Source organism: Aeoliella sp. (assembly GCF_965227375.1).
Lineage (GTDB): Bacteria > Planctomycetota > Planctomycetia > Pirellulales > Lacipirellulaceae > Aeoliella.
In genome coordinates this window covers 3,830,767-3,853,421 of sequence record NZ_CBDDFX010000002.1, presented here as the reverse complement: position 1 = coordinate 3,853,421, position 22,655 = coordinate 3,830,767, and the positions used below count along the sequence as shown (strand labels likewise).

General features: G+C 56.1%; 25 protein-coding genes. 6 read left to right on the top strand and 19 right to left on the bottom strand.

The genetic code is table 11. The features are described 5' to 3' along the window. Positions 1-213: 213 nt before the first annotated feature. The gene (locus ACQK2L_RS28175; protein WP_425400384.1) at positions 214-642 is read right to left on the bottom strand and encodes a hypothetical protein; all 429 of its coding nucleotides are present in this window, start codon (positions 640-642) and stop codon (positions 214-216) included. Between the two features lie 682 nt (positions 643-1,324). Between ACQK2L_RS28175 and ACQK2L_RS28170 the strand changes: the two genes are divergently transcribed. Next, a complete protein-coding gene (locus tag ACQK2L_RS28170) occupies positions 1,325-3,220 on the top strand; it encodes a DUF1559 domain-containing protein (RefSeq protein WP_425400383.1) in 1,896 nt (631 codons plus the stop codon). 878 nt (positions 3,221-4,098) lie between these two features. Here ACQK2L_RS28170 and ACQK2L_RS28165 read toward each other — a convergent pair. Together ACQK2L_RS28165 and ACQK2L_RS28160 are read right to left on the bottom strand one after the other, a co-directional pair. Continuing rightward, complete coding sequence (locus ACQK2L_RS28165) at positions 4,099-6,354, bottom strand: protein kinase domain-containing protein (RefSeq protein ID WP_425400382.1); 2,256 nt, start codon at positions 6,352-6,354, stop codon at positions 4,099-4,101. Beyond that, on the bottom strand, positions 6,351-6,962 hold the full coding sequence (locus ACQK2L_RS28160; protein WP_425400381.1) for an ECF-type sigma factor: 612 nt from the start codon (positions 6,960-6,962) through the stop codon (positions 6,351-6,353). The genes ACQK2L_RS28165 and ACQK2L_RS28160 overlap by 4 nt, the downstream gene beginning before the upstream one ends. A 1,284-nt stretch (positions 6,963-8,246) precedes the next feature. Here ACQK2L_RS28160 and ACQK2L_RS28155 point away from each other — a divergent pair. After that, a complete protein-coding gene (locus tag ACQK2L_RS28155) occupies positions 8,247-8,720 on the top strand; it encodes a hypothetical protein (RefSeq protein WP_425400380.1) in 474 nt (157 codons plus the stop codon). Between the two features lie 329 nt (positions 8,721-9,049). After that, on the top strand, positions 9,050-10,048 hold the full coding sequence (locus ACQK2L_RS28150) for a S8 family peptidase (protein WP_425400379.1): 999 nt from the start codon (positions 9,050-9,052) through the stop codon (positions 10,046-10,048). A gap of 66 nt (positions 10,049-10,114) precedes the next feature. Here the strand turns inward: ACQK2L_RS28150 and ACQK2L_RS28145 are convergent, their stop codons facing one another. The 6 genes from ACQK2L_RS28145 to ACQK2L_RS28120 all read right to left on the bottom strand — a co-directional run bounded on the left by ACQK2L_RS28145 (position 10,115) and on the right by ACQK2L_RS28120 (position 13,461). Next, a complete protein-coding gene (locus tag ACQK2L_RS28145) occupies positions 10,115-11,140 on the bottom strand; it encodes a tyrosine-type recombinase/integrase (RefSeq protein ID WP_425400378.1) in 1,026 nt (341 codons plus the stop codon). A 344-nt stretch (positions 11,141-11,484) separates the two neighbouring features. After that, positions 11,485-11,724 carry a hypothetical protein gene (locus ACQK2L_RS28140; RefSeq protein ID WP_425400377.1) on the bottom strand — a complete coding sequence of 80 codons (240 nt, stop codon included), beginning with the start codon at positions 11,722-11,724 and terminating at the stop codon, positions 11,485-11,487. 46 nt (positions 11,725-11,770) lie between these two features. Beyond that, a complete protein-coding gene (locus ACQK2L_RS28135; RefSeq protein WP_425400376.1) occupies positions 11,771-12,103 on the bottom strand; it encodes a hypothetical protein in 333 nt (110 codons plus the stop codon). Between the two features lie 21 nt (positions 12,104-12,124). After that, positions 12,125-12,562 (bottom strand): hypothetical protein, encoded by a 438-nt coding sequence (locus ACQK2L_RS28130; RefSeq protein ID WP_425400375.1) that lies wholly within the window; start codon positions 12,560-12,562, stop codon positions 12,125-12,127. A gap of 323 nt (positions 12,563-12,885) precedes the next feature. Then, positions 12,886-13,089: a hypothetical protein gene (locus tag ACQK2L_RS28125; protein ID WP_425400374.1), complete on the bottom strand. Its 204-nt coding sequence runs from the start codon at positions 13,087-13,089 to the stop codon at positions 12,886-12,888. 3 nt (positions 13,090-13,092) lie between these two features. Further along, the gene (locus tag ACQK2L_RS28120) at positions 13,093-13,461 is read right to left on the bottom strand and encodes a hypothetical protein (RefSeq protein ID WP_425400373.1); all 369 of its coding nucleotides are present in this window, start codon (positions 13,459-13,461) and stop codon (positions 13,093-13,095) included. Positions 13,462-13,668: 207 nt separating this feature from the next. Between ACQK2L_RS28120 and ACQK2L_RS28115 the strand changes: the two genes are divergently transcribed. Beyond that, a complete protein-coding gene (locus tag ACQK2L_RS28115) occupies positions 13,669-13,875 on the top strand; it encodes a hypothetical protein (protein ID WP_425400372.1) in 207 nt (68 codons plus the stop codon). A 958-nt stretch (positions 13,876-14,833) separates the two neighbouring features. Here the strand turns inward: ACQK2L_RS28115 and ACQK2L_RS28110 are convergent. Continuing rightward, the gene (locus tag ACQK2L_RS28110) at positions 14,834-15,367 is read right to left on the bottom strand and encodes a hypothetical protein (protein WP_425400371.1); all 534 of its coding nucleotides are present in this window, start codon (positions 15,365-15,367) and stop codon (positions 14,834-14,836) included. Continuing rightward, positions 15,364-15,519, bottom strand: coding sequence for a hypothetical protein (locus ACQK2L_RS28105; RefSeq protein ID WP_425400370.1), 156 nt, complete (start codon positions 15,517-15,519; stop codon positions 15,364-15,366). Before ACQK2L_RS28105 ends, ACQK2L_RS28110 begins: the two co-directional genes overlap by 4 nt. 361 nt (positions 15,520-15,880) lie before the next feature. On the opposite strand from ACQK2L_RS28105, the gene ACQK2L_RS28100 reads away from it, so the two are divergent. Then, positions 15,881-16,117 (top strand): hypothetical protein, encoded by a 237-nt coding sequence (locus ACQK2L_RS28100; RefSeq protein ID WP_425400369.1) that lies wholly within the window; start codon positions 15,881-15,883, stop codon positions 16,115-16,117. 75 nt (positions 16,118-16,192) lie between these two features. Here the strand turns inward: ACQK2L_RS28100 and ACQK2L_RS28095 are convergent, their stop codons facing one another. Then, on the bottom strand, positions 16,193-16,435 hold the full coding sequence (locus ACQK2L_RS28095; protein ID WP_425400368.1) for a hypothetical protein: 243 nt from the start codon (positions 16,433-16,435) through the stop codon (positions 16,193-16,195). Positions 16,436-16,479: 44 nt separating this feature from the next. Between ACQK2L_RS28095 and ACQK2L_RS28090 the strand changes: the two genes are divergently transcribed. Continuing rightward, complete coding sequence (locus tag ACQK2L_RS28090) at positions 16,480-16,731, top strand: hypothetical protein (RefSeq protein ID WP_425400367.1); 252 nt, start codon at positions 16,480-16,482, stop codon at positions 16,729-16,731. 475 nt (positions 16,732-17,206) lie between these two features. Here the strand turns inward: ACQK2L_RS28090 and ACQK2L_RS28085 are convergent, their stop codons facing one another. The 7 genes from ACQK2L_RS28085 to ACQK2L_RS28055 all read right to left on the bottom strand — a co-directional run bounded on the left by ACQK2L_RS28085 (position 17,207) and on the right by ACQK2L_RS28055 (position 22,623). Further along, positions 17,207-17,935, bottom strand: coding sequence for a hypothetical protein (locus ACQK2L_RS28085; RefSeq protein ID WP_425400366.1), 729 nt, complete (start codon positions 17,933-17,935; stop codon positions 17,207-17,209). Between the two features lie 245 nt (positions 17,936-18,180). Further along, complete coding sequence (locus tag ACQK2L_RS28080) at positions 18,181-18,441, bottom strand: hypothetical protein (protein WP_425400365.1); 261 nt, start codon at positions 18,439-18,441, stop codon at positions 18,181-18,183. Between the two features lie 172 nt (positions 18,442-18,613). Then, on the bottom strand, positions 18,614-19,678 hold the full coding sequence (locus ACQK2L_RS28075) for an AAA family ATPase (protein WP_425400364.1): 1,065 nt from the start codon (positions 19,676-19,678) through the stop codon (positions 18,614-18,616). Then, positions 19,668-20,030, bottom strand: a complete 363-nt coding sequence (locus tag ACQK2L_RS28070) for a hypothetical protein (RefSeq protein WP_425400363.1) — start codon at positions 20,028-20,030, stop codon at positions 19,668-19,670. Before ACQK2L_RS28070 ends, ACQK2L_RS28075 begins: the two co-directional genes overlap by 11 nt. Then, positions 19,991-20,404: a DUF1580 domain-containing protein gene (locus ACQK2L_RS28065; RefSeq protein WP_425400362.1), complete on the bottom strand. Its 414-nt coding sequence runs from the start codon at positions 20,402-20,404 to the stop codon at positions 19,991-19,993. Before ACQK2L_RS28065 ends, ACQK2L_RS28070 begins: the two co-directional genes overlap by 40 nt. 179 nt (positions 20,405-20,583) lie before the next feature. Next, a complete protein-coding gene (locus ACQK2L_RS28060) occupies positions 20,584-21,357 on the bottom strand; it encodes a hypothetical protein (protein WP_425400361.1) in 774 nt (257 codons plus the stop codon). A gap of 153 nt (positions 21,358-21,510) precedes the next feature. After that, positions 21,511-22,623 (bottom strand): tyrosine-type recombinase/integrase, encoded by a 1,113-nt coding sequence (locus ACQK2L_RS28055; RefSeq protein WP_425400360.1) that lies wholly within the window; start codon positions 22,621-22,623, stop codon positions 21,511-21,513. Between the last annotated feature and the right edge of the window lie 32 nt (positions 22,624-22,655).

Here is a 22,655-nt window from a genome sequence, read left to right as displayed (position 1 = left end):
TCGACGTAGGAGATAGTGCATATATCTGAGGGGAGAGCAACAGACTCTGGGGAAAAAGGTAGAGCCCAATTCGGTAACAACGCTGAAAAACAGACGTTTGCTATTCACCGTCCTCCGCAACTCCGAGGACCCATCGTCTTTGGCCGCATAGTGCAAGTCTCCAAAGTGACGGCTAGGTCCACACTGCCTAAGTTTCACCGAGCTCGACTTGTTTCACATCGCAAGGTTAGGATTGATGACGACCGACGAATTCCTAGTCGTAAACGAAGCTGCAGGGTTCCTTGGCGTTTCAGCTAACACGATACGAGCTTGGGCGATAAGCTTCCAGAGTACCGTCGTCCGGTTAAAAACTACTGTTTTTTTCCGCCGGGACGATGTCGAACAGCTCGCGTTGCGAATTGGGAATCCGTAACCAGTATTCGTACCCGGTTTCCGGTGTGCTTGACACCAACCGAGGTACACCTGCGATTCATCATAGAGCGAGTTCATCTCGCTCTTCACTTCTTCCCGATCGCCCAACAATTCATAGAATTGCTCGAAGGCCGCATCGCTGTCCTTGCCGAGCGATATCTGGTGTCCGCCGAACGAGCAGTACCAGCTCTTGGTTTGCTGGTGGAGGTACGGCTTGGGTTGCCGTGGCATGGCTTGGGCTCCATTTCGTGCATTGAAACGTGCATTTGACGTCTCAATCGTTCGAGCCAAGCCTAGAAAGGTCTAGTATTATCGAGTTGGGCTGAGAGGATTTGAACCTCCGACCTCGGCGTCCCGAACATGCTCGCCTCTGGCGAATACTCTCACTCTAGGAGCGTCCCCAAAGACTCATCCTGGAGTTACCTTGTCCAGGATTAGCGTTTGACCAATCAGCTACCTAAGGAGACTCCAGAAGTTTGCCTAATCCAGGCGAGATCGACCTTCTACATCGTACATCTCTCGCCAGGCCGCCACACACTAGCTGCCGCTGATCTTCGACAAGCGATTTCACTGCCCCAAACAGGCTTGTGTATGGCTTTTGCAAAGTTTTTTCGGAAACATCTGGCGGGTAACAGGCTGGAATTGCGGTTTATTATTGGAAGGCTGCGCGGCGATGGTGTAAAGGCTGCGTGAAGATCGCCGAGGCTGAGGCGTGAGAACGACATTGCCAATCGATCACGTCGTCGTTGTCAGGGGCCGGCGATCTCACGCAGTCACAGATTGTGGAGGCTACTGCTCAAAACTACTTCGAAATGACGGAATTTTGGCTGGCGTACTCTATCCGCACACGGTACATTCACACTCGCGGAGCTAAACCAGCGAATGACCTTCGATAGTGCTTTCACACTTTCTAATGGACTTCACTATGCGCCGGCTTGCAACAGTCCTGTATCTCGCCATGCTGTTTGGGTCGATCACGACACCTCTAGTCGCAATCGAGGTAGGTGTTCGGTTTACTGGAACGGTCCTTCAGGTGCCGCCGACCGCTCCCTTTGGCATGAACGTCGCGAGTGGAGCGTCAGTTGAAGGGCACTTCATATATGACGTTGACAGTCCGGCAACGCATTCGTTTCCAGAATGCGACGATTGCGGTTACCGCCAGCAGATTACGAATGGATTCACCATATCGTTCCGCCAGGCTGAGAATGCGATTGCAGTGCGCGCTGATGATTACGTCGTAGCGATGTTCGATAATGTCGATGACGCTATCTTCGGGATGACAGATGCCATAGCTGTTCGTTTTGACGGCGGGCTTATCCCACAATCACATCAATCTTTGATGATAGACAAGTCAAATGAAATGGGAGTCCTCAATGTTAGCTTTAGTGGCAGTCCGACTGCTTTTGACGGTACACAGCTACAAGCGTCGCCCCAATTCGAACAACTTTTCAGCAGAACGGGCGTTCTCAGTGACTCTGGAGAGTTGGGTGAGCCCGAGGAAATCTTAGGCCTCGTCTTCCTGATTGACGCCGTCGTCCCTCTGGCCATAGTTCCAGGAGATTACAACTGGGACGGGATGGTTGACACTATGGACTACCGAGTTTGGAGAGAGAGTTTTGGATCCCAATGTGAACTTGAGGCGGACGGTAACCGCGATGGAGTTGTTGGGATCGCTGACTACGTCCGGTGGCGGAACAGTTTAGGCCGTATAGCGGAACCCTTTCGAGGTGCTACCTCACAGGTGCCCGAACCCAGAACTACCACCCTCACGATTCTACTCATCGTTAGCATTGGATTGTCCCCGGCGTCCCTAGCCAAGACAGCCGATACACGCCTTTCGAATGAGTCCGGGTTCACGGTGGTAGAGCTGCTAGCGGTATTAGCCGTATTGGGGATTCTGTTCGCAATATTGCTTCCTGCTTTGGGGTCAGTTCGTGGTACAGCGCGTCGCACAGCATGCCAAAACAACCTGCGGATGCTCGGCACCGGGGTACTCAACTTCGACGCCGTGCACCAAGAGTTGCCAATCGGCGCGGCTGGTGGGGTCTATCGCACACACGGTGTGTCATGGTTCAGCAGGCTGCTGCCGTTCCTTGAACTTTCCAGTTTGGCTGATGACATTGAGCTTACCGGCGTGCAGAGCGGTTCAATACTCCTGCATGCCAACAACGGAAATGCGATCGACGGTGTTCAGGTCGACGGTCTCTTTTGCCCTTCTGCTGCGTGGAGTCCGCTTGAAGTAGTAGGTCAATTCCACGTCATGATGCCGTCTTATGTCGGAATCGCTGGTGCCGTACCCGATGAGGAGTTTGACGAGGGCAGAGTAAACCAGTGTTGCATACCCAAACTAGATGGACACATCGGGTCAGGTGGTGTACTTACGATTAATCGAGCGATCAGGTCGAGATCGATCACTGATGGACTCTCCAATACTCTTCTGGCTAGTGAGATATCTGACTATTCGTACGGCACGGACGGCCTGGACTATCGAACCGATGCTGGGTACAAGCGAAGTTGGCTTATGGGGACTCCTGGTGTCGGCACTCCCCCGGATTATCATTCCCGTTTCCCGGCTTGGAATATCACGACCATCGGACACCCAATCAATCATAGGATCTATCATACGTTTGGGGTCTATTCAGATAATGGACCGAATAACCCGCTGATCTCCCCACATCCGCGAGGTGTTAACATGTTGCTCGCAGACGGTGCAGTAGTATTCGCTGATGAAAACATGACTATGCTGGTTCTGAAGCGAATGTCTACGCGTGACGATGGCTCCGGATACGCAGCAATCTATTCAAAGTGAATCCTCCTGCAATCTTTCGCGGACAGAAAGAGAATCTCAAAATCACGGGAGTTACTGATGAAATCGAGAAACGCTCGCATCGTAGGGCTGATCATACTTTCTTCGATCGTTAGCTTATCTATACTGGAAAGCACTTCAGCGAGAGAGCGAAGGTTGTGTCGATTCCGCTATCCCCGGCGATGTGTTTCGACTTGTCAGCCGAGCTCCGATCTGAGGTGTCCAGCTGTAAGCTCTTGTCTGCCATGCTACGGTTCTTGTGAATGCCGAGAACCCTGTGTATTTCCACAGTATCCAGTTTCATATCTGGGCGGCGGATGGTACCTGTACGCTGCCCATGACCACCCTGACTGCTGCGAATGCAACGTCTTTAATCTTGTATACGTAGTATACGTTGGTTTACCTGATCAAGAAGTGTGTACCCCATGCGCCAATGTCCGCTTAATTCAGAGGGATCAATTCCCCAAGCCCAATCACCCTGAACTACCAACGCAGGTTGATGAGTCTTTTGAGCTATCGGATTACCTAGTGGAAGAGTACACATCGAATAGCGGTCATCAAGTTAACACTGTGGATTTTACGCTTCCCGAGTTACAGCCCAAAATCATCAGGGTGAGACAGGGTGAAAGCCAGTTTTACGCGAGAGTATTCTACGTCTACGTGACGCCTACCAATGCAGAATCGGGCCCGAGTGCTCATTTCATTGCCGTAGGAGTAGAATTGCGGGATCCACCATTGGCCGACGATATTCAGGACGTAGTCAACATCGACTTTCGAGAGGCGATCGATACAGATCCGGCAGTGAAATACTGCTACCGATTCAAACTCAACTCAATGCCGCATGTTGTGTATGCGTCACAATAGAATTGGCAGTTGCTCATTCAAGCAAACTGGTCATACCTAAGAATAGGTTTGGCACTGCGGTAGCACCGGAACCCAAGTCCGCACTCTTTCGTCTGGCGCACCACAATTATGCGTTGGCGAGGGTCGCGAGATCCCACCGACACCGAAGGATCTCCACCAATGGTGTTGTGATTGCCGCCACGCACGACCCGGAATTGGTTAACAGACAAGTTGCCTGTCATGCTCGCAGGCCAGGAAGATGTCCACTCGGCAACATTGGAGCGAAGCCTGCAAACAGTCTGTCCATAGCCTGTATCGATGGCGTCCCAGGTGCTTGCATTACAACTGCCAAATTGGAGTTCCTCTTCGATCAACGACTGCCAATCGCCGGATGCAATAGTGCCACCGGCCGTAGTCACGAACTCATACTCGAATTCCGTCGGCAGTCGTTTTCCGGCGTCTTCAGCGAACGTTGTGGCCTCATCGAAGTCCGCTATACAGGCGTATTCTGGAGGTGTTTGTCTTTTGCCAGGAGGAATCTCACTAGCACTCCAGTAATCTGCATTAGAAAACTCTGTCCGATCAACAAAGAAAGGTCGCACGGGAATCAGATGCTGTGTTGCCTCGGAACCCCCGACTGCAAACTTAGGGTCACCCGGTACATATACCATGTGTTCCGTTACATCCAGTGGCGGGATCTTAATCGGACGAACCTCGATGTACCCACTAGCTTTCTCTTCCCAATATCCATAATTCGTTGAAGGGACTGGACCCTCAGTGGGTTCCGGAACACGTCGATAGACTTCGTGGAATCGACCATCTCCCATAGCTGCAACAACCAAATAGTCGCCCGGCTTCAGGTTGAACTGGTGAGACATTCCACGTTTTTGATAGGCAAACGTCACCTCCGTCTGTACCGGTTCACCAGTTGCTGGATGCAGCGGTATGAACGCCACCTTCGCATTTAGAGGATCGGTAGACACGGTTACAGTCCGCAGTCCAAGCAACTCGCGATTCCTTCGCGACAAGTCGTTGACCGCAGCCAATGACGACACCGCTACGACGGCCGATGCAACCATGCTTGTCAATACCTTTCGCCGACTCACCCACCGCCAGCTTTCCTGAAACATGTTCGCTGGACGCGCATGGATCGACTCGCCCAGCAAATACCTTCGCAGGTCCATTGCCATTTCTTGTGCGGTAGAGTATCGCCTAGCGGGATCCTTATTCATTGCCTTTAGGCAAATCGTCTCCAAATCGCGGGGAACTCGAGGCTCAATCTTTCGCAAAGGTAGGGGCTCACAGTGGATTACCTGATGCACTATAGAGGCAACGTTACCCTGAAACGGTGGTTGTCGTGTCAGCAATTCATAGAAAAGCGCGCCGAGTCCGTAAACGTCACTTCGACGGCCGATAAGGCTAACATCACCGCGGGCTTGCTCGGGAGCCATATAGGCCGGCGTACCCAGAATATTGCCTTCGACGGTCATCTCAACAATATCTGACACCCACTTCGCCAAACCAAAATCGGTAATGTGTGGCTTACCATCCTCGTCTATGAGCACATTTGCGGGTTTTAGGTCGCGATGGATGATACCCTGCTCATGCGCATGATGAACGGCATCACTTAGCTGAGATGCCAACTTGGCTGCTTCGTGCGCCGACAGGCTGTGAACAGTCAGCCACTGTTTCAAATCAACTCCGGCGACAAACTCCGCAACGATGAACGTGTGGCCGCTTTCCGCAAATGCATCATATACTGTAACAATGTTCGGATGCTGCAGCTGAGCCGCCGCCAAGCTTTCCCGGCGAAAACGTTCTCGTTCCTCTCCTACAGACAATTCACGGCGCGGAAGCTTAATAGCGACGATCCGCTTTAGTCGTAAGTCATGAGCCTTCCATACGGTCCCGGATGCTCCCTCGCCGAGAACCTCCAAGAGCTCAAACTGTGCGATTCTGTCACCGGCAGCAACGGCATTGGGTTGAGTCCTACCTCCACGCCGTGTCCTGCATCGCTCAACAATTGTAGCGAATTCCAGATCCTCAATGATACTCTCGTACTCTGGAAATCGCAGTTGATACTCCTCCCGCGGCGCTGACTCCCCACTTCGAACACGAAATTCCCGGTCAACTAAGAGTAGCTCTATAAGCAAGTCCTCTCGGCACTGCTCGTCGCACTCCTTGACAAAGTCCTCGATGAGAGGAGTCTCCCCATTGCGCCACGCTTCTTCGAAACGGTCGCAAATCAAGTCAATCTGATCTGCGTGCGTCAAATCCCTGGGTTCGTGGCTCACGTTTCCAGTTCCTTACTCCACGCCCCGCGGATTAATTGCAGCTTTCGTTCAATCGAACGAGTGCTTACCTGCAGGTCTTCCGCGATTTCGGGGACGGTAAATCCTTCAATTCGACACACCGCAATCTGCCGCAACTGGTCATCACGCAGCACACCAAGGAGCCGTTCATGCTCTTCCGCGAGCATAACGACGAATTCGGGAGTTGGCTCCTCGCCGACAAGTCGATCAAGTGCAAACCCTCTGCTATCGTCGGACTTCGCCTTCACGGCCGACTCTGGTTGAATACGTCCGCCGCCTCTTTTTTGCGCCGTTTCCCGGCGAACGTGGTCCACGGACTTTTGCCTGGTAATCGCCAGCAGTAGCCACCAGAGATCATCACGGTTCTTCACATTCTCAAATCTTCCCGCCGCCGCCCCACGACAGAGGCTGTGAAACACACTTGCCGCCACGTCTTCCTCGTCTGCGATCCGCTTTGGGGCATCTTTCATACGTTGCCGAGCGAGCTCGACCAAACGCACGGCATAGCGCTCCCACAAGCGTTGAACTGCGAGTTCGTCTCCGTTCTTGAGGCATGCAATCCATTGCGTGACGGACTGTGCGTTCGGCATTGAGACCTGGCCCCCGAGAAACCGCTAAGCGTAATTGTGAGCGAGAAGACTAAGAACCGTAATTTAGCACCTATTTGGTGTGCTGCAACCATATCCGCTTCCGTCTCCGAACGTTGTTACGAAAAACGTAGCGTATTGTTCGTCGATGATGTCGGGGAAAGCGCCGCCTGCACGGTTAAGCCTGAGAGACGTCCAGTCACGGACGTCATTTTTCCGTCACTGGTCTCCTGGCAAGACATCTGTTCCAGGACTGGGGACGCTAACCCAAATTGAATTGGAGGGTATCAACATGGCTTGTCTACGTTCTGCACTAATATTGGCGATCACCGCAGCGATCTGCTGCAGCCAGCACTCTTTTGCCCAAGACCCCCCCACCGGACTCGATCAGCAGTTCGAGTTAAAGGTACAAAGTCCTCGCCAGCTTTTTGCCGAAGCGCAGGGTCAAGGCCTAGGTGTACCCAATCCCAAGTACTGCCAGCAACCTTGGCCGAATTGTGTTCCAACTCACTGCCTACCATGCTTCTGCCTGCAAAGCGCTGTTGGCACGGGAACATTACTCGGAGTGGACCTCGACACCGGGGGATTCTCGTTTGCTGGCCTCATCAGGGGTCGAGGTGAATTCACGGTTCGCAAGAAGTGCCATAGTACAAAGATGCGGTTTGCAGGTGAAGACAGCTCATATTGGTACTACGTTGCCTACGGAACTCCCTACTGCTTTGCAATAAGCAAGCAGGCTTTCACGCAGTACAAGATTCATTTCATGTTCCTTTATGACTGCACTTCCGGCACAGGCTTCAAGTTCTATCAGTTGATGCTGAAATACGACTGCCCGTGCCCTCTACCCAGTCCTAGTCCATGGCCGTGCTATAAGCCGCGTGTGCATCATTCGTACTATCCATGCCACTCTTATTGCCAGCCCTGCTATTCAAGTTGCTATCGAAGCTGTGGCTACTGATCGCAGATTTCATTTCGCGATTGATCTCTGACTACCCAACTGTGTTTTCTGTTCCCAAACTGCACGTGATCTATCTCCCCAATGGTGGCAGGTTACCATCAGGCGAAAGATATGTTCGCGTTGACATCAAAGGAGTATATGCCATGCGAGTGTCTTAGAGTCTTGTTTCAATCGTCGCTGTGTCAATTCGCCTTTCCCATCGCCATTCAAGCTTGAAGTGAAGGAATATGCGAAGAATCACGGTGCCACATCCGACTAGGCTACCGGACAAACCGCCATCTGCTGAATTCGGAATCTGCAATACTTCTCGTAAACCAAAGGATACAAAAATGCAATTGAAAGCTTTGTTGTTCGTAATCGCGACGTCTCTCATCGCATGTACTGCAACTGCCCAAGAAAGGACGCCTCAGCCTGCACCACAAATATCGAAGGCAACTGCTGAAGAAACGATCAAAGCCTCTCAAGAGAAGGGTGCACTCTTGGATGGACTCTTCCTGCCCGAGATAGGAGTTGGTTCAGATCCCACAGATCGTCATGACTCCGCCGCATTCAATCTGCACGGATTATACGGCGAAGCGGGGTGGTTTTATCACAACAAAGGGCATCGCTCAGTCTTGCTCATTTACTTTGGGTCGGATGCGAAAGCAATCAAGTATTGGGCCATAGATCGCGACGGAAATGAATGGTTGTTCGTAATCACAAAGCTGCCAGATGTCTATGGTGGCCATCAAGTGTGGATTGACGAAGATCCAAGTGACGCAACTGGTCCAGTCCATTTTGGATATGTTGTTGAGGCGAAGTAGTCGTCGGCCCTGTTCCAGTCACTAATCGTCAGCAGATCGCCCTCCGCGATCTGCTGACGTTCTTCAATCTCATGTTGTCGTGCGCACCAAGTGCGCCTTATTCCTGCTCATGGGCCCATTCAAGTACCGCAGTTAGTCAACCTGAACAGCCCCGCATCCATTACTCGTGCCCCATGGACTTAGCGATCTTTCCCTATTGTCGGTCGACTTCACGAACTCAAAGCCCTGAGTGGCTTGTCGCCTTGCATCGTGAGTCCCCCACGGAATGCCCCATTCCCCCCTGCGATTGCCAACCTAACAAACCACACGGAAGCCTCACCGACATTGTCATGTACTTGGGGGCGAACGAAATATGGCAAGACGGCATCGATGGTGATGGTGTCGTTGTGGGGATTGTCGATGGAGGTTTGTTAGCTAAGAATCGAATAGAATCTGATTGTCCTGGCCTGATAGCGCGGGTCATCGATGGTTGGCCTCTTGAGAACTGGGGAACAATCTCCAGCTGGCGGGGACACGGCAACATGTTGGCGCATGACATCTTGGGCATCGCTCCGAGGGCATCGCTTTATGATATACGCATTTGCAGCTGGTCTAGCGAAGGTGCAGACATGTCGGATGTTATCGCCGGCATTCAGTGGGCTATTGAGAAATACCGTGCTACTGCAACGCCACACATCCTGTGTTGTGGATGGGGCATCTACCAGGAGGCTCACGATCAGATCTATGCGAGAGATGAAAGCCATCCACTGACACAAAAGATTATCGAAGCTCTAGACGAAGGGATACTGGTAGTCTTTGCAGCGGGAAATGGCGGGCAGAGCTGCCCAGCTATGCTGTGTGGCGATGACGTTGGACCCGGTAAGAGCATTTGGGGGGTCAATGGTCACCCCCGTGTGATGACCGTTGCGGCTGTCAACAAGGATGAGCAGTTAATCGGCTACTCCAGCCAGGGCCCTGCGGCCCTAGCCGAGCGCAAGCCCGATTTCTGCGGAATAAGCCACTTCAAAGGATATTTTCGTAGCGACTCAGGTACGTCGGTGGCGTGCGCAACGGTAGCAGGAGTGCTGGCACTTTTGAAGCAGGCGCGGCCCACTCTCACACAAGAAGCGGCCAAAAGGTTGCTGATATCTACTGCCAAAGACATCGGTCCGCCGGGCTGGGACCGTCACTCCGGCTCAGGCATCATCCAGGCCAAAGCCGCGTACAACCAGATTGCTGGTCATCTCGACGCAACGAGGATGGCTGCTAGCAAGCTCGAGCAACTTGAGTCGGAGAATCGCCGTTTGCGAAAGATGTACATGGACATAGCTCTCCAATGCCAAATGTAGCAGAGGAAATTATCGCTCTATGAAACGACGCTACTTGGATGTCCTATTAACTTTGTTCGGTTAGCGTCAGGAGTTGGAGGTGTCAGCTTCCAAATCCTGCGCTTGGGACACCGCTCTTCGTGCTTGCTCCCGCAGAAAATGTGTGTTTCTGGAGAGGTGTGAGTAGACTCGGCTAACCATCGTCGTGTCTCGATGACCCATCAGATGGGCCACCGAGATAGGATCCACGCCTCCTTCTGACAGGGCATGGGTAGCCCACGAGTGCCTCGCTCCATAGGCGATGACTCGGAAGCCTACCTTGCTACTGATCCGCGTCAATCGACACTTGATCGCGTCCTTCGTCCACGGACGACCTCTTGAATTGCGAAACAAAACGCCATCAGGCTGCTGTTTAGCCAGTCGATCCAGAATGCTTTTCGCCGGTGGGACTAGGTAGATTACCCTGGCTTCCCGTTCTCCTTTCGCTTCGTTCGTGGGGAAAATTACCAGATCATCGTGCAGGTGGCGAGCCTCGATAGTGCGTGCTTCCAGCGGACGACATCCCGTCAGGTAGAGAAAGTCCAGCAGGTCACAAAATTCTCCCGTGGCGTGCTTGCGTATCTCCTTCCACTGCTCTCTCGTATAGAACACTTCCCGGCGCAGCTGTTTGGGCTTCCTCATCCCCTTGATAGGATTCCGCTTCAAGTACTCCTGCTCCACAGCCCAATTCAACATTCGCTGTACGATAGAGACGGCGTTTCCTTGAGTCGTGGATCCGACACCGAGCCCTTCATGCCACTTGACGACATGGTGAACGCGGAGTTGTGATGGTCGCATGCGGCGGCCGGTGGCACCGATGAAGCTCTTGAGATAGTGAAGGTGCAAATTGTAAGTGGCAGGGCTGCGGTTCGACTCGCACCAGTCCAAATAAGCCTGGGATAGTTCGTAGAGTGTGCAGAGTTCGCTAGCGATCTGCTCCCTATCCCCCATAAGTTCATAGAACTTCTCGAAGGCTGCTTCCTGTTCCTTACCCAAGGAAATCTGGCGTCCACCAATGGAACAGTACCAGCTGTTGGTCTGTTTGCGAAGATAGGGCTTCGGCTGTCGTGGCATGGCTTGGTATCCGTTTCGTGCATTAAAACGTGCAAGTGACGTTTTAATCGTTCGGACCAAGCCAAGAAAAGTCTAGTATTCTAGAGTGGGCACGACAGAACTCGAATCTGTGACCTCTTGCATGTCAAGCACTTTAGAAACGACCAACATCACCTATAGTCGATACGGGTTAACTACTGCTGCTAAAGGTATCAGACTGGCCAATCGTTTGCAAGAATCTCTGAGGATTAGCAGAGGTTATCAAGCAAACGGTTGTAACGTACAACCGTTTGGCTTGACCTCATGCCTTCGCAGTAAGGGGCTCTCTCAGCGTCTCCGATTGCTGCAGGTGTTCAGAGTCGCGTTCATCGATTTGCGCTCGCCTCCGCGTCGCTGACGAGCTCGTCGCACGCGGCGAGTGGACCAGGTCCGACGATCTGCGCCAGCCAGTCGCGCTCCCACGCACCGGGGCGGGTGATGCCCTGGTCGACGTGGTCGAGTAGTCGGTCGATCAGGTTCTCGATGCTGGTGTATCCGGACAGCGCTGCCAAGCGTCTCAGTCGGGCGTGTTCGTCGGGTTCGATGCTGATGGTGATTGGTTTCATGGTCTTGCCTTCAGGTTGGAAGAACCGCCGGCCGCGAAGTCGCGGGTTACCAATCGGGCGTTTCGTCTTCGTCCTGCTCGCCGGTCATCACCATGTCGAGGGCGAAGACGGCGACCAATCGCTCGATGAACGGACGACACTCGGGGTGTTGCTCCCAAAGTTCGCTCATAATCTGCAAGGCTTCGGTGGTTCTCTCGCACGATCGCTCCAATTGGCCCACTAGGTGATTCAGCCAATCAACCGAGTGGTCCTGATCGTCGAGATAGGGGACGATTCGCCTCGCGGCCAGATCGCTGAAGTACCCGTGCGGCTCAACCGTGAGCTCCGTGAATGGCTCCATGGCGTGACTATCGACGTGTTGCTTGAACTCTGCATTCATAATTTGTCCTCGGGGTGTTGGCTACCTTAGATGCTTCGGGCCGCTCTTGAGGTGACCGTCGGGGGTGAAGTTTCGAAGATCCTTCAAGCAGTTGGGGGGGGTCGCGATCCTCGGCACTAGCTGCGCGACCAATTCGGGGTGGCGGGGCTTCGGATTGCCATTGATCGCATCCAGAGCGGACATGTACACGGCGTTGTCAGACGCGCCCGGGTTCACGTGCATGTACTCCAGGATGGAGTAGATGGCCCGCACCCAGATTACGATCTCGCGGTCTGGGTTTGCGTCCTGAAGAAAACCACGTTCCCAATCTTCGAACGCGTTGCAGTGCTCGATGAGATGACCGGCCTTTCGCCACTGCCAACGCAGCACCGGCAAATAGTCGTCCACGTTGTCGTGTCGCAACGGGGTGTGGAGGTTGATTTTGGAAGCGTCAACGATCTGCTTAGTAACCTTCGCCATGGTATCTACCTTTCGTGGGTTGGAAGTCCGCCAGTGAGAACGTCACGGCCGGCGCGTGGTCGTTACTCTTGTCGCGCGGCCTCCAGTGCACTCTCGGCCTCCTCGCGGGAGATTCGGTCGGGTGTCATAGTTGGTGCTCCGATAGGTTAAATATACGATCGGCCGCGAACGCCACGGCCGCCGGTAGTTTGTTGAATCAGTCGACCACTTCGCAGAGCCAAGCGATTTCCCCGGCAGGTAGGCGTAGAGTCGCAGATGGTAGTTCCGTTCAAATCAGGTTCGGGTTGCCGGCCGTTGAGGCCGCCGGCGTCGCCGTGTGGTCATCAACTCCGGTCACCAGCGCACGTGGCCAAACTGTTGCCATGCTCATCGTGACCGATTTCCCACAGCATGTCGGTCAGGATCAGCACGGATGCCGCGGTGCCCGAAATACCGAGCCCGTCTCGGAGGGCAAGAAAGTCCTCGCAAATTGTTCGAACACGACTTCCGGCGGTCTCTTCGACGTGGTTCAGGTCTGGGGTTTTCATGGTTCAACTCCGGTTGGGATTTGGGTGGGAAAGCGGTTGCGTCTGGAGCATCTGAAACGGGATGTCGTCGCCGGAGTTAGGGAAGGCTTCACGATCAGCAGATTCCTGTTGCCGGGCGCGTTCGAAGTCCTGCATGCCTCTCTGCTCTTGCGGTGTGGGTGGCAACTGTGCTGCCGTTCCGACCGGGGGGTTTTCATCGACGCGAATGCAATCGACCTGGTGCTTCCCGCGGAAACTCAACTCGACTTTCGCGCCGTCATCGAAGTCTCGCACGATGGCGGTTTCGATCACGACCGGGATACTACGACCGTGGGGCAGGTCGGTGGCCTTCAACAGTTCATTCGATCCGAATACGTCATCGACTCGTGGCATGGTTACTCTCAGCATGTGAACCTCGTCTTGGTAGAATGAAATACAGACTGTTGCGAAGGGCTCAGCTTCCACCAGCTCGCCTCCCTCTTCCCGCCAGGCAAGCCACTGTAGAAACGGTGGCTCTCCATCGAAGATGGCCTCGGGGTATCTGGCCTGGACAAGTCGCTCGGCTTCGAGATTGGACCACACAAACTGGGGCGGTTCTTCGTGGGCACTGCCAGAGCCGAATACCTGGCTTACCTCCACGAAGTCGCCGTGCAGATGGTGGAGCTGGAGCGGAACTGGGTCGCCATCACGGCCGTCGCGGAGGCGCTGCTGCAGCGCACGACACTAAGCCGCGTGGAGGCAATCGAGGTCATCGAGAAAGCCTGGGGGCTTCCTCCACTGTCAGCCAGCTTGAAAGCGAAACGATAGACCCCATCGCCCAACCTGAAAGGTAGAACCAAATGCAACCAGGCGACAAGATCACGACCACTTGTGGGCGCGTAGTTCGGCTGCTGCCGAGTCTCAAGGTCATACGCTTTGAGCACCTTGGGGTGGGCGTGAACGAGGGCAGCCAGGTTGTGGGCGCTCTCAGTGTCAGAACGAGCACCGGGGAGATTCCATCGGCCGGTGAATTTCTTCTCCGCAATCGGACCGGCAAAGCAATTCACCACGCGCCGTTCGATGGATGCACACACAGCATCCGTCAGAGATAGGTCCGGTCGGAACCTCTTGTCGAATGCGCGGTGCAGTAGGTGGCCAAGGGAATCTTTCTCTGGCTCGATTGTCACCTTTCGAAACTTGAGTTCCTGCAGGTAAGCCGCCACGGCGTGGCCCGATTCGTGATGGGCCGTGGCCTGGAGTTTCTTGGGATGCGGCATGTTCAACCTTTCAAAAAAAGCGGCGGACGATCGAATCGTTCTGCGGTTGCGGGGATGGGATGTGAATAACTAACCGCCCCGCCAGCAGCCGCCGCGGAGGCGTTACAACTGACTCAACACCGGGCGCAATGCTCGGCGATTTCCTCCAGGCTCGGCAGATACGCCCCGGTTCCGCCGGCTGTGCCCACGTAGAAAGGCTGCCCCGCGGGTTTCGTTCCCTCGATCACAATTGGGGGGCAATCGCATGGGGCGGAACGGCTTCGGCTTCGGTTTGCATCGCCGGGAAGTGGCGGGCGAGCGTGCGACTTTCGACGTCCGCTCCACCTCGCGAATAGGTTCCGGCGAAATCGCCGGAACTTTTTCAGGCTCCTCCGGCCGTAATTGCAATGGATGTCGCCCGAGGCGTATCGCCTGCACACTGGAGCGACTCACGCGAACCTGGCGGGCAACCTTCCGGATGCTACCGCCGCCCGCGATCAGCTCCTCGATGCGTTGAACTTCGGATCGGGTTAGCATGTTGCACCTCCATTCGCAGCGACCCGGTGAGCTACACCACGCTTGCGGTCGCGTTCGCACTGGCGGCAGGGCAACTTGTTCTGTCGCTGGCCGCAGTGGATGCACAGCGGCTTCACGTGCTTCTCTCGCCGGACCAACTCTGCAACGTTGGGATCGTCGATGTTAATGCGGTCGAGCAGCAACGTGGTTACCAACGCGCGGAGGACGTCGGCCGCTCTCCACGACGGATCGCCCACAACCATGAGCGCCGCCCGAATCAAGCGACTCTCGTAGGGCTCCAGAAAGTCGACCGCGCGTAGCCGGTCGACCAGAACCATCGGGTCCTTCACCACGCTGCAGGGCGAGATACCAACCCGTTCGACGTACTTCAGGCGGAGCCATTGGCCCAACGCCTCGATGTAGCCACCGATCGCGGCAGACAAGTCGCCGCATTCGTGGTCGTACTTCGATCGCTTCATCACCGCTTCGAGGTCGCCGTAGCGGACGCGGTGCATCTTGCGCTCTTGCTCGGGAATCGTCGTACTCAAGCTTCACCCCCTTCCGTTTCAGTGACGGCCCAGCGGTCGGACTGGTCGGCGCTGAGTGGTTCGACGTTGTCGCTCCACTTCAGCAGCTCCTCGGTGGTTTCGAACTTGATGGGGGTTCCACTTCGTCGCGGGAGTTTCGTGACGGTAGCCATACCTGGCTTTTCCCTTTCCTGCCCTCAGATGCCGGGTGACCATGGCGAGGGCAAAAGAAAAGCGCGACCGCGCACAGGCTTTGTCAGGCGGAATCTGATACCGCCCGGGGTCCTTACGGATACCCCAAACCTGAGCGCGGCCGCGCTCTGATTTCAGATTAAGTTTCGACATTTCAGATTTCCTCTTTTGCCTTGGTCGTTCAGAGCGACCAAGGCGGGTTTGACGCTTATGATCTTACCCGCGACCGCCCGGTTTGCAACCCGATTTCTTTCGCCCGCGCCGGTGCTAGCGTGGTCGCAGGCCAGCGAGGTAAAATCCGAGATTGGTCGAATCAACTCTTCCACATTCGGAGCGTTACCCATGCCCAAGCTAAGAGTACTTTTCTTCGACGATGGCAACGATTCCGCGCACTTCACCCAGATGAGTCTGGATGCTGCAACGTTTGCGATGCATGCCGGGGAGCACGTCCGTATCCACAACAAAAACGGTCCAGACGAATGGCGAAGAGTCACCGGAGTTAGGCACGAAATCAACATCAGCGAGCAAGACGAGATGATCTCGCACGATGTCCACGTGTTCCTCGAAATACCGAAATAGGCTCCCGCCCCGCCATGGGCGCCGGTCCTGCAGGCGAACCTGCCGACCGTCGAACCAATAGCGCAGACGTCTGCGCTATTGCCCATCGGTGCAGGTTGTCGATCGCCCCACGCCATCGGTAACGGGCTCGACGTCCGCCCCGCCGGCGGCATCGGTAACCGCGCCGGTGTAGCCTGGTTGGGATCCGGCACCGTCAGTCGCGCCGTGAGGAGCTGCGGCCGCGACCGCCACCAGTGTCGTGTCCGCCTCGTGGCCACCATCGACGTGACGGGCGAGGGAGTACTCGAGCCACGCTCGTGGCGACGATGGTGCGGGCAAGTTTCGTCGGCTAGACTGGGGTGATGGAACGTGGACTGCATCCCATGCTGCGAATCCCGGCGGCTCAAGCAAGCTTCCGATGGTCCTGGCTCAAGAGCCTGGGCCTCGGCGCATGGGCCAAGCTGGCTTTCGTTTGGATCATCCTGGTGCCAATCGCGGCTAAGTTCCTTTCGGCAATCAAGAGTCCGGTCGAGGTGGCTTTCGGTGGTGACCCCATACCGCTGAGTTTCGAGTTGCCCTTCTCCTGGAAACTGTTCTACTTCGGCGCGATCGCTTTCACAGTTGGTGATTCGTGACTACGACACGTTCGAGGACTATAGCCGATCCGGGCGGGGGGAAGAGTTTTTGCGTGATGAGTTCTTCCGACTCGCCGCGTTTGACTCGGAAGTCGTGGCGGGGAGCTTCTATCATGATCGCAATAAGCGACTAATTGAGTTCCTCTCGCGATATGTACGCGGCGAGCTGATAGGCCGCTATGGTTCGATGGTTCAATGGCAGTTTCCGCTAGGCACTCAGTTTGTCCCGACCCCTGAAGATTCCGCAACCGGACAGGATGATTTCGTGCCGATTGTGGCCAGCACCGCGACCATTCCGCAGGAACTAGATGCGGCTCTGTTAACCAGAAAAATAGATCTTGGAAAGGCATCGGATGTTGCTTGTCTTCGACTGCATGAGGAAGCGATATCACCAGCGTTTTGGTTTGCTCGCGAAGTGCACGACTCACGTCGCGAAGGATCACGTTTTCTCTGTAGCGTGTGCTACCTGATTGGTTTAGCCGCATCGACCTCCATCGTCGGAAGCGACGGTGGTCGACCGTCCGAGTCGCTCTCGCCTCTCGCTGGGATCATCGACCAGCGCCTGCATGGCTTGCTGAAACGCTGCCAGGTCCTGACGATGCCAACTGGCGATTTCCTCGGGACTGATTGGCTCCTCTCGCTTTGCCAACTGGTCGAGCCGACTGAGATAGGGTTCCACGTAGAATTCTTGCAGCATCGCGTGAACGCTTTCGCGTGACACGCTTTCGCCGGTTCGGTCGAGCCGGCCGTCGCGTTCTTTGAGGGCCTTCTCTTTGGTAAGTTCACGCTGCCAGAATTCAAGCGTATCGTTCTCGTCCGACTGGTTGTCGGCATCACGACTGTCGAACACCTGGACAAGCGCCTTCCAATGACGAGTAGCCCAGCGGTGCCATGCCGCGAGCATCGCGAGCAGGTCGACGGTTTTGCGCGACGAATGGTAGCCCAGACCAAATCGCTTGCTTTGGTCGATCAGAACTCGCCGATGAGTGTCGAGTCGCTCGACCAGCTCCACTTTCGGGTAGTTCCGCGCGTAAAACGGGCCGTAAATCGCTTGCTGCTGACGCTCAAATCGCTCGATCGCCCGGCGCTCGCGGACGGTAAGGTCCGCGCCGGCTCGCTGTTTACGCAGAATCTCTTGAATCGCGCGGCTGGGCGCTGTTTTTGGCGGCGTGTTGGGCGCTTTTTTCTCTGGTTCTCGGGACATAATGGGTTTTCTCCGCGCAAAGTGAGTTACTTGCTTTGGCAGTAAAACGTGGATAAATCTACGGCGATTGCGGGCGAAGCCCACTGTGACCGGCCCCCGCCCAAAGGACCCCAAACCCCCGGGGGGGGGGGTGGGGGGGTGCCCCTCTGGCGTCGATCCTGGGCCCGCCTGCCAGCGTCTCCCGTTGGCTCGTGGAGTCTCGATAGTTGAGACCCCCGCTGCCGAGCAACGTGGCAGGCGACGCCTCAGGCGGTCGATGGTGGACTGGCCTCCCGCTCTCGCCGCCACCGTTCGATGCGTCGACGCTCCTGCTCTTGCTGCACTCGTCGGGCTTCGGCCTTCTCTGCGGCCCCGCCGGCGAGTAGCTTCACCACCTGCGACTTGGGGAAGTGATCGAGCAGCAGCACCTCCGCGCCGCTTGACTTCATGGCCGCGACGCGCTGCAGCACGGCCGGCATCAGTGGTTTGGCCGATGGGGCGATTGTGTCGGGCTCTTGTTCGTCCATGACTCATCGCAGTGGCCTAGAATTTGGTGGGAGAGGATGGTCTGTCAGTCGCTCAACCGACCAACCTCCCTCGCTGGTCCTGGGTGGTCTGGACGGCCCGTACGTAGTAGGGCCGTCCAGACCACCCTTGGGCTAATGGTCTGCAGGGTGGTCTGCCGCAACAGACCAACCCCTATTCTTGGATGGTGTAGACGGTGCATTCTTTGCCGTTCTTCGTGGTGGTGGACTCGATGATGTGACCCTCTTCGACTAGTTGAAAAAGCAGTCGGCCAAGACGATCTGGCCCCATGCCGACTTCGCTGCGAATCTTTCTCGCGGACTGCGGCCCACGCCGCAGAACCGTGAGGATGTCGAGCTTGCCCTGGTGGTCGCGTTGGTCAAGTTCCTCCTGCTGTTTGGATTTGCTACCCGCCAACTTCTCAGGATCCATCCCATCGACAGGATTCCACAGCGGCCACTCCCATCGAAGTACCAGTGGGCTTGGCGGTGCGAAAGATCTCACCACAGCGTCCAGGACGATGTGGCCTGGTTCTTCGTGCTCGCGCAAAACCAGGTGGCAATCAGCGGCCCGGGACTGGGCGCCAGCACCAGCACCGACGTCAGTAACGCTCTTGCCGGCCTGATTGCCTTTCGACGAATGGTGCACAAGCATGATGGCCGCGCCGGTCTGATCGGCGATGCGGTCCACCTGGTTGTAGAACCGCGCTTCGGACGCGTTGTCATTCTCGCTTTGCCCCTCAGTGGCGAATCTGTACTTGGCGTCGAAGATGATCAGCTTGAAGTCGCCGCGCTCGATCGTCTCGAACTCGTACATCAACTCGTTAAGGCTTCGTAGGTCGCCCCGCAGCGGCCACAGCTCCAGCTCGTCCAGGTAGCCGTCATTCCCACCGAACGGATCAACCCCCATCGCCTCCGCGACTACAGGCACGCGACTGGCGAGCGTCTCCGGGTGCAGTTCGTTGTCGATAATCAGCACCTTCCCTTGGCTGGTGCAGAACCGACTAAAGAGACTCCAACCCATGATGACGGACAGCGAAACGTAGTAGACCAACCACGACTTGCCTACCTTGGGCGCGGCAATGACGTTGCAGGTCTCGCCTTCTCGCAACAGCCCTTCGATCACCGGCGGTTGCAGCTCCGGGAAACGCTCCCGCAATTCGCGCAGCGTGTGCTTGCGAATCGGTGGCGGTACGTACTCTGTTGTGTCGGCGATGCGTGGGTGGCCGTTACCTTGCACGTCTGGGCCTCCGTCTCCGTGGAGTCGTCAGCCGTCGCTCCAGTGCGTCGAGGGCGCGGAGAATTTGCAGCCGGTGGTATCGGTCCACCACGTCGCTTGGACGCTGCAACGCTACCACGCCCTGGGCCCGCAGCTTGCCGGGCCAGAGCAGGTCACGGTAGATGACGGGGAGCGAGTGCTCCACGAGCTCTTCGGCGACGATCTCGCCGCGCGTGGTATCGACATGCGGTACCGTCACGATGCGGCAATCGAGGGTCGACTCGCCGTACACTTCGATGTAGGGCCGCCCGGACTGCTCGTGACGGATCAAAATCAATGCCTTTTCACGGCTCTTGGGTTTGGTACAATGCATCCTGCATTTCCTCTGCGAACCCTGGTCGAGCGTGGCGACGTAATCGGCCAGGGTTTCTTCGTTTGGGCCGTGCCTGGCTGCAAGCTGTAAGCGATGAACGCGAACGGCGGAATGCTGAGGCGAATCGGTAGTTTTCTTCCAGGAGCGGGCACCGAAAAGATCGACCGCTTCGACATGCGACGTCCTCCATGCAAGATGCTGGGTAGTTTGATTCCACTAGCTCCACGGCCTCCACACCAGCGGCTAACTGTGGTTGGGTGTGGCCTCGAACCGGTCACCTGTTCGGCGATGGCACCGACTGGACGTAGCGGCTCGTCGGTTGCTGTGATATCCAGCTCTGGGAGTTCTCGATGCGAAACAGCGGCGACGGACATAGGGTTCCTCCTTGCAGTAAAGTGTTTCGTGCGACGCCATGCCGCAACGATTAGCACCTGGAGGCAATGTTCTACGTCTGGCAGCGAGCGCACGACTATAGAGCAAAATGCGCCCAGCATTGTGCGCTAGAAATATCGAGCGCAGAGGCTCGGAGTGTCGGCGATAGAGCGCATTCGCACTACTGCTGTGCGCTGTCGAATCGCACCAATTTGGGATTGTAGCGGCGTCGCCCCTGCGGTGGTTCTTGCTCGATGACTTCACGGAGAGGGGCAGGCATTCCGTCGATTAGCGCTGCAGCGCGGTAAATCGGCCGGTCCTCGATCTTCATAGGCACCCACTCACCAGCGCCAGCGGCAAGCACGCGATGAATGTCGACTTGGCTGGGAGATAGCCCCGAGTACCTCGTTCCGTCGAACACCACTTCGTTCCCCTCGACTTGCGGAGCCAGCGGTAGTCCGAGCAATACGGCTTCGGTCCCCTGATTGTCGCGTGCCACTTCAGCGCGCTGAATTGCCAGCCCAGCTTCTGTGCGAATGCGGCTCCCCAGTTTGGTCGCGATATGGCAGATCGTTTTTTCAAAGGCCCGACGTAACTCTTTCCAGGCCAAACGCTCCAATCCGCTGCGATGCCGTTCCGGATTGATCTCCATACCGACTACCTGATCCGCCCCTACGACCGCCCAGAGCACGGCTTGGTGTGCTGTCGTCATTGGCAATTCCATGCGGAAAGGATCGGAGAAAATTCGCGGCTCGAACTCGATGCTCAACTCCGGCAACTTCCCGACGATGGCAACTTCGATTTCTTCTAGCACTTCGTCCGTTATCAACGTCTCAGTTTTAATGCGATGGTCCGTAATCGCGGACTGCAGATTGATCACCGCGCTCTGCCTTGCCACTTCGTCTTGAATGGTCAGAGCCCAATGAAGTTCGCTGAGAGCGTCGATCGCTGCCAAAGCAGCGCGCCTAGCACGGGAAAAGTATGGGGCCGACAGCATGATCTATCCTTTCCTCAACCCGCCCCGCCGGCCGCGCGAGGATAGTACACGCGGTCCGGCGGGTCGACGTCAGGAGCTACCTGACTGGTTGATCTGTTGAGTGTGTGAATCTTACCCAATCAGCGTGGCAACTTCACGCCCCTTTCGAATGTCCCGTTCTGCGTAGATTTCTGTGACGTTCGCCTTACTGTGCCCGAGAATCACTTGCGCGACTTCCAGGCCGTACTGTTTGCGGATCTCGGTACCGGCGGTGTGGCGTAGCTGATTTGGCGACCACGCCGGGACCTCCGCTTTCTCGCAGGCCCTCACGATCGCTCGCCGGTACGAGTCGGTCCGGTAACGCTTGAATTTCCGTGGCACCGCAATATGCCGCTTCGGTCGAAAGCAGTGTTCCTCCGCGTCGCGAAACAGGTAGGGTGTGAGGATCGCTTGGGCCTTGGGGCCGAGCACCACAACACGCCGTTTTCCGTGGTGCTCTGTCTTGTGCGACTGCGGGCGGTACTCCCAAACGTTGGCTTGGCGGTCGACGTCAGCGGGACGAATGCGACAAACTTCCCCCGGCCGCATTCCTGTGAGCAACTGCAGCCGGACCATATCCGCTACGACCTCGGGCAGATGGGGAAGCGTAGCATCGACCACGCGCACGTCGACTGGTCCGACTGGCTCGGTTTCTTTGGCGTCGGTTCGCCCTGCCTTCAGTCCAGGTAGCACAGCGAGGGAGGCGGCAACCGAGGATGGAACATGCTCTTCGGTGGCCGCCCACTTGAACGCTCGGACGATGCGATTCGTGTACTTGTTGGCCACCCCACGGCTGACGCCCGAGTCGACGATCGACTGTCGAACCACCTTCAGGTCGCCAATGCTGAACGATACGGCCTGCAGCTCGGCATGGTGGGTGGTCAGAAACTCGAGGGCGCGGCGGACTGTGTGAATCTCGCTGGTCGGCTTACCGTCTTTTCGATAGTAGCCCTTCGCGTGTTCCAAGTAGAGCTTCGCCAGGTCCGCGACCGCGAACGATGGCGCCCGTGAATGGCCGCTCCCAGTCGATGCGGGTGACGTGATCGGGCGACCGGCCAGCAGGTCCGCCACGATGCGAGCGTAGGCGTCTCGGCTCTCGTCGGATCCGTACTTGCCCAGATAGATGATCTTGCCCTTCACCTTGACGATGGCGCGATCGCTGGGCTTGTGGTGGCAGTAAGAGGGCACTCGGGGCTTGCGCGGCATGCCTGGTTCCTTTCTTCGGTTGTACGATTACA

Coding starts and splice junctions, on each gene's coding strand:
- ACQK2L_RS28175 (WP_425400384.1), bottom strand. CDS start 642: ATGCCACGGCAACCCAAGCCGTACCTCCACCAGCAAACCAAGAGCTGG.
- ACQK2L_RS28170 (WP_425400383.1), top strand. CDS start 1,325: ATGGACTTCACTATGCGCCGGCTTGCAACAGTCCTGTATCTCGCCATG.
- ACQK2L_RS28160 (WP_425400381.1), bottom strand. CDS start 6,962: ATGCCGAACGCACAGTCCGTCACGCAATGGATTGCATGCCTCAAGAAC.
- ACQK2L_RS28155 (WP_425400380.1), top strand. CDS start 8,247: ATGCAATTGAAAGCTTTGTTGTTCGTAATCGCGACGTCTCTCATCGCA.
- ACQK2L_RS28150 (WP_425400379.1), top strand. CDS start 9,050: ATGTACTTGGGGGCGAACGAAATATGGCAAGACGGCATCGATGGTGAT.
- ACQK2L_RS28145 (WP_425400378.1), bottom strand. CDS start 11,140: ATGCCACGACAGCCGAAGCCCTATCTTCGCAAACAGACCAACAGCTGG.
- ACQK2L_RS28140 (WP_425400377.1), bottom strand. CDS start 11,724: ATGAAACCAATCACCATCAGCATCGAACCCGACGAACACGCCCGACTG.
- ACQK2L_RS28135 (WP_425400376.1), bottom strand. CDS start 12,103: ATGAATGCAGAGTTCAAGCAACACGTCGATAGTCACGCCATGGAGCCA.
- ACQK2L_RS28130 (WP_425400375.1), bottom strand. CDS start 12,562: ATGGCGAAGGTTACTAAGCAGATCGTTGACGCTTCCAAAATCAACCTC.
- ACQK2L_RS28125 (WP_425400374.1), bottom strand. CDS start 13,089: ATGAAAACCCCAGACCTGAACCACGTCGAAGAGACCGCCGGAAGTCGT.
- ACQK2L_RS28120 (WP_425400373.1), bottom strand. CDS start 13,461: ATGCCACGAGTCGATGACGTATTCGGATCGAATGAACTGTTGAAGGCC.
- ACQK2L_RS28105 (WP_425400370.1), bottom strand. CDS start 15,519: ATGGCTACCGTCACGAAACTCCCGCGACGAAGTGGAACCCCCATCAAG.
- ACQK2L_RS28100 (WP_425400369.1), top strand. CDS start 15,881: ATGCCCAAGCTAAGAGTACTTTTCTTCGACGATGGCAACGATTCCGCG.
- ACQK2L_RS28090 (WP_425400367.1), top strand. CDS start 16,480: ATGCTGCGAATCCCGGCGGCTCAAGCAAGCTTCCGATGGTCCTGGCTC.
- ACQK2L_RS28085 (WP_425400366.1), bottom strand. CDS start 17,935: ATGTCCCGAGAACCAGAGAAAAAAGCGCCCAACACGCCGCCAAAAACA.
- ACQK2L_RS28080 (WP_425400365.1), bottom strand. CDS start 18,441: ATGGACGAACAAGAGCCCGACACAATCGCCCCATCGGCCAAACCACTG.
- ACQK2L_RS28070 (WP_425400363.1), bottom strand. CDS start 20,030: ATGCATTGTACCAAACCCAAGAGCCGTGAAAAGGCATTGATTTTGATC.
- ACQK2L_RS28065 (WP_425400362.1), bottom strand. CDS start 20,404: ATGTCCGTCGCCGCTGTTTCGCATCGAGAACTCCCAGAGCTGGATATC.
- ACQK2L_RS28055 (WP_425400360.1), bottom strand. CDS start 22,623: ATGCCGCGCAAGCCCCGAGTGCCCTCTTACTGCCACCACAAGCCCAGC.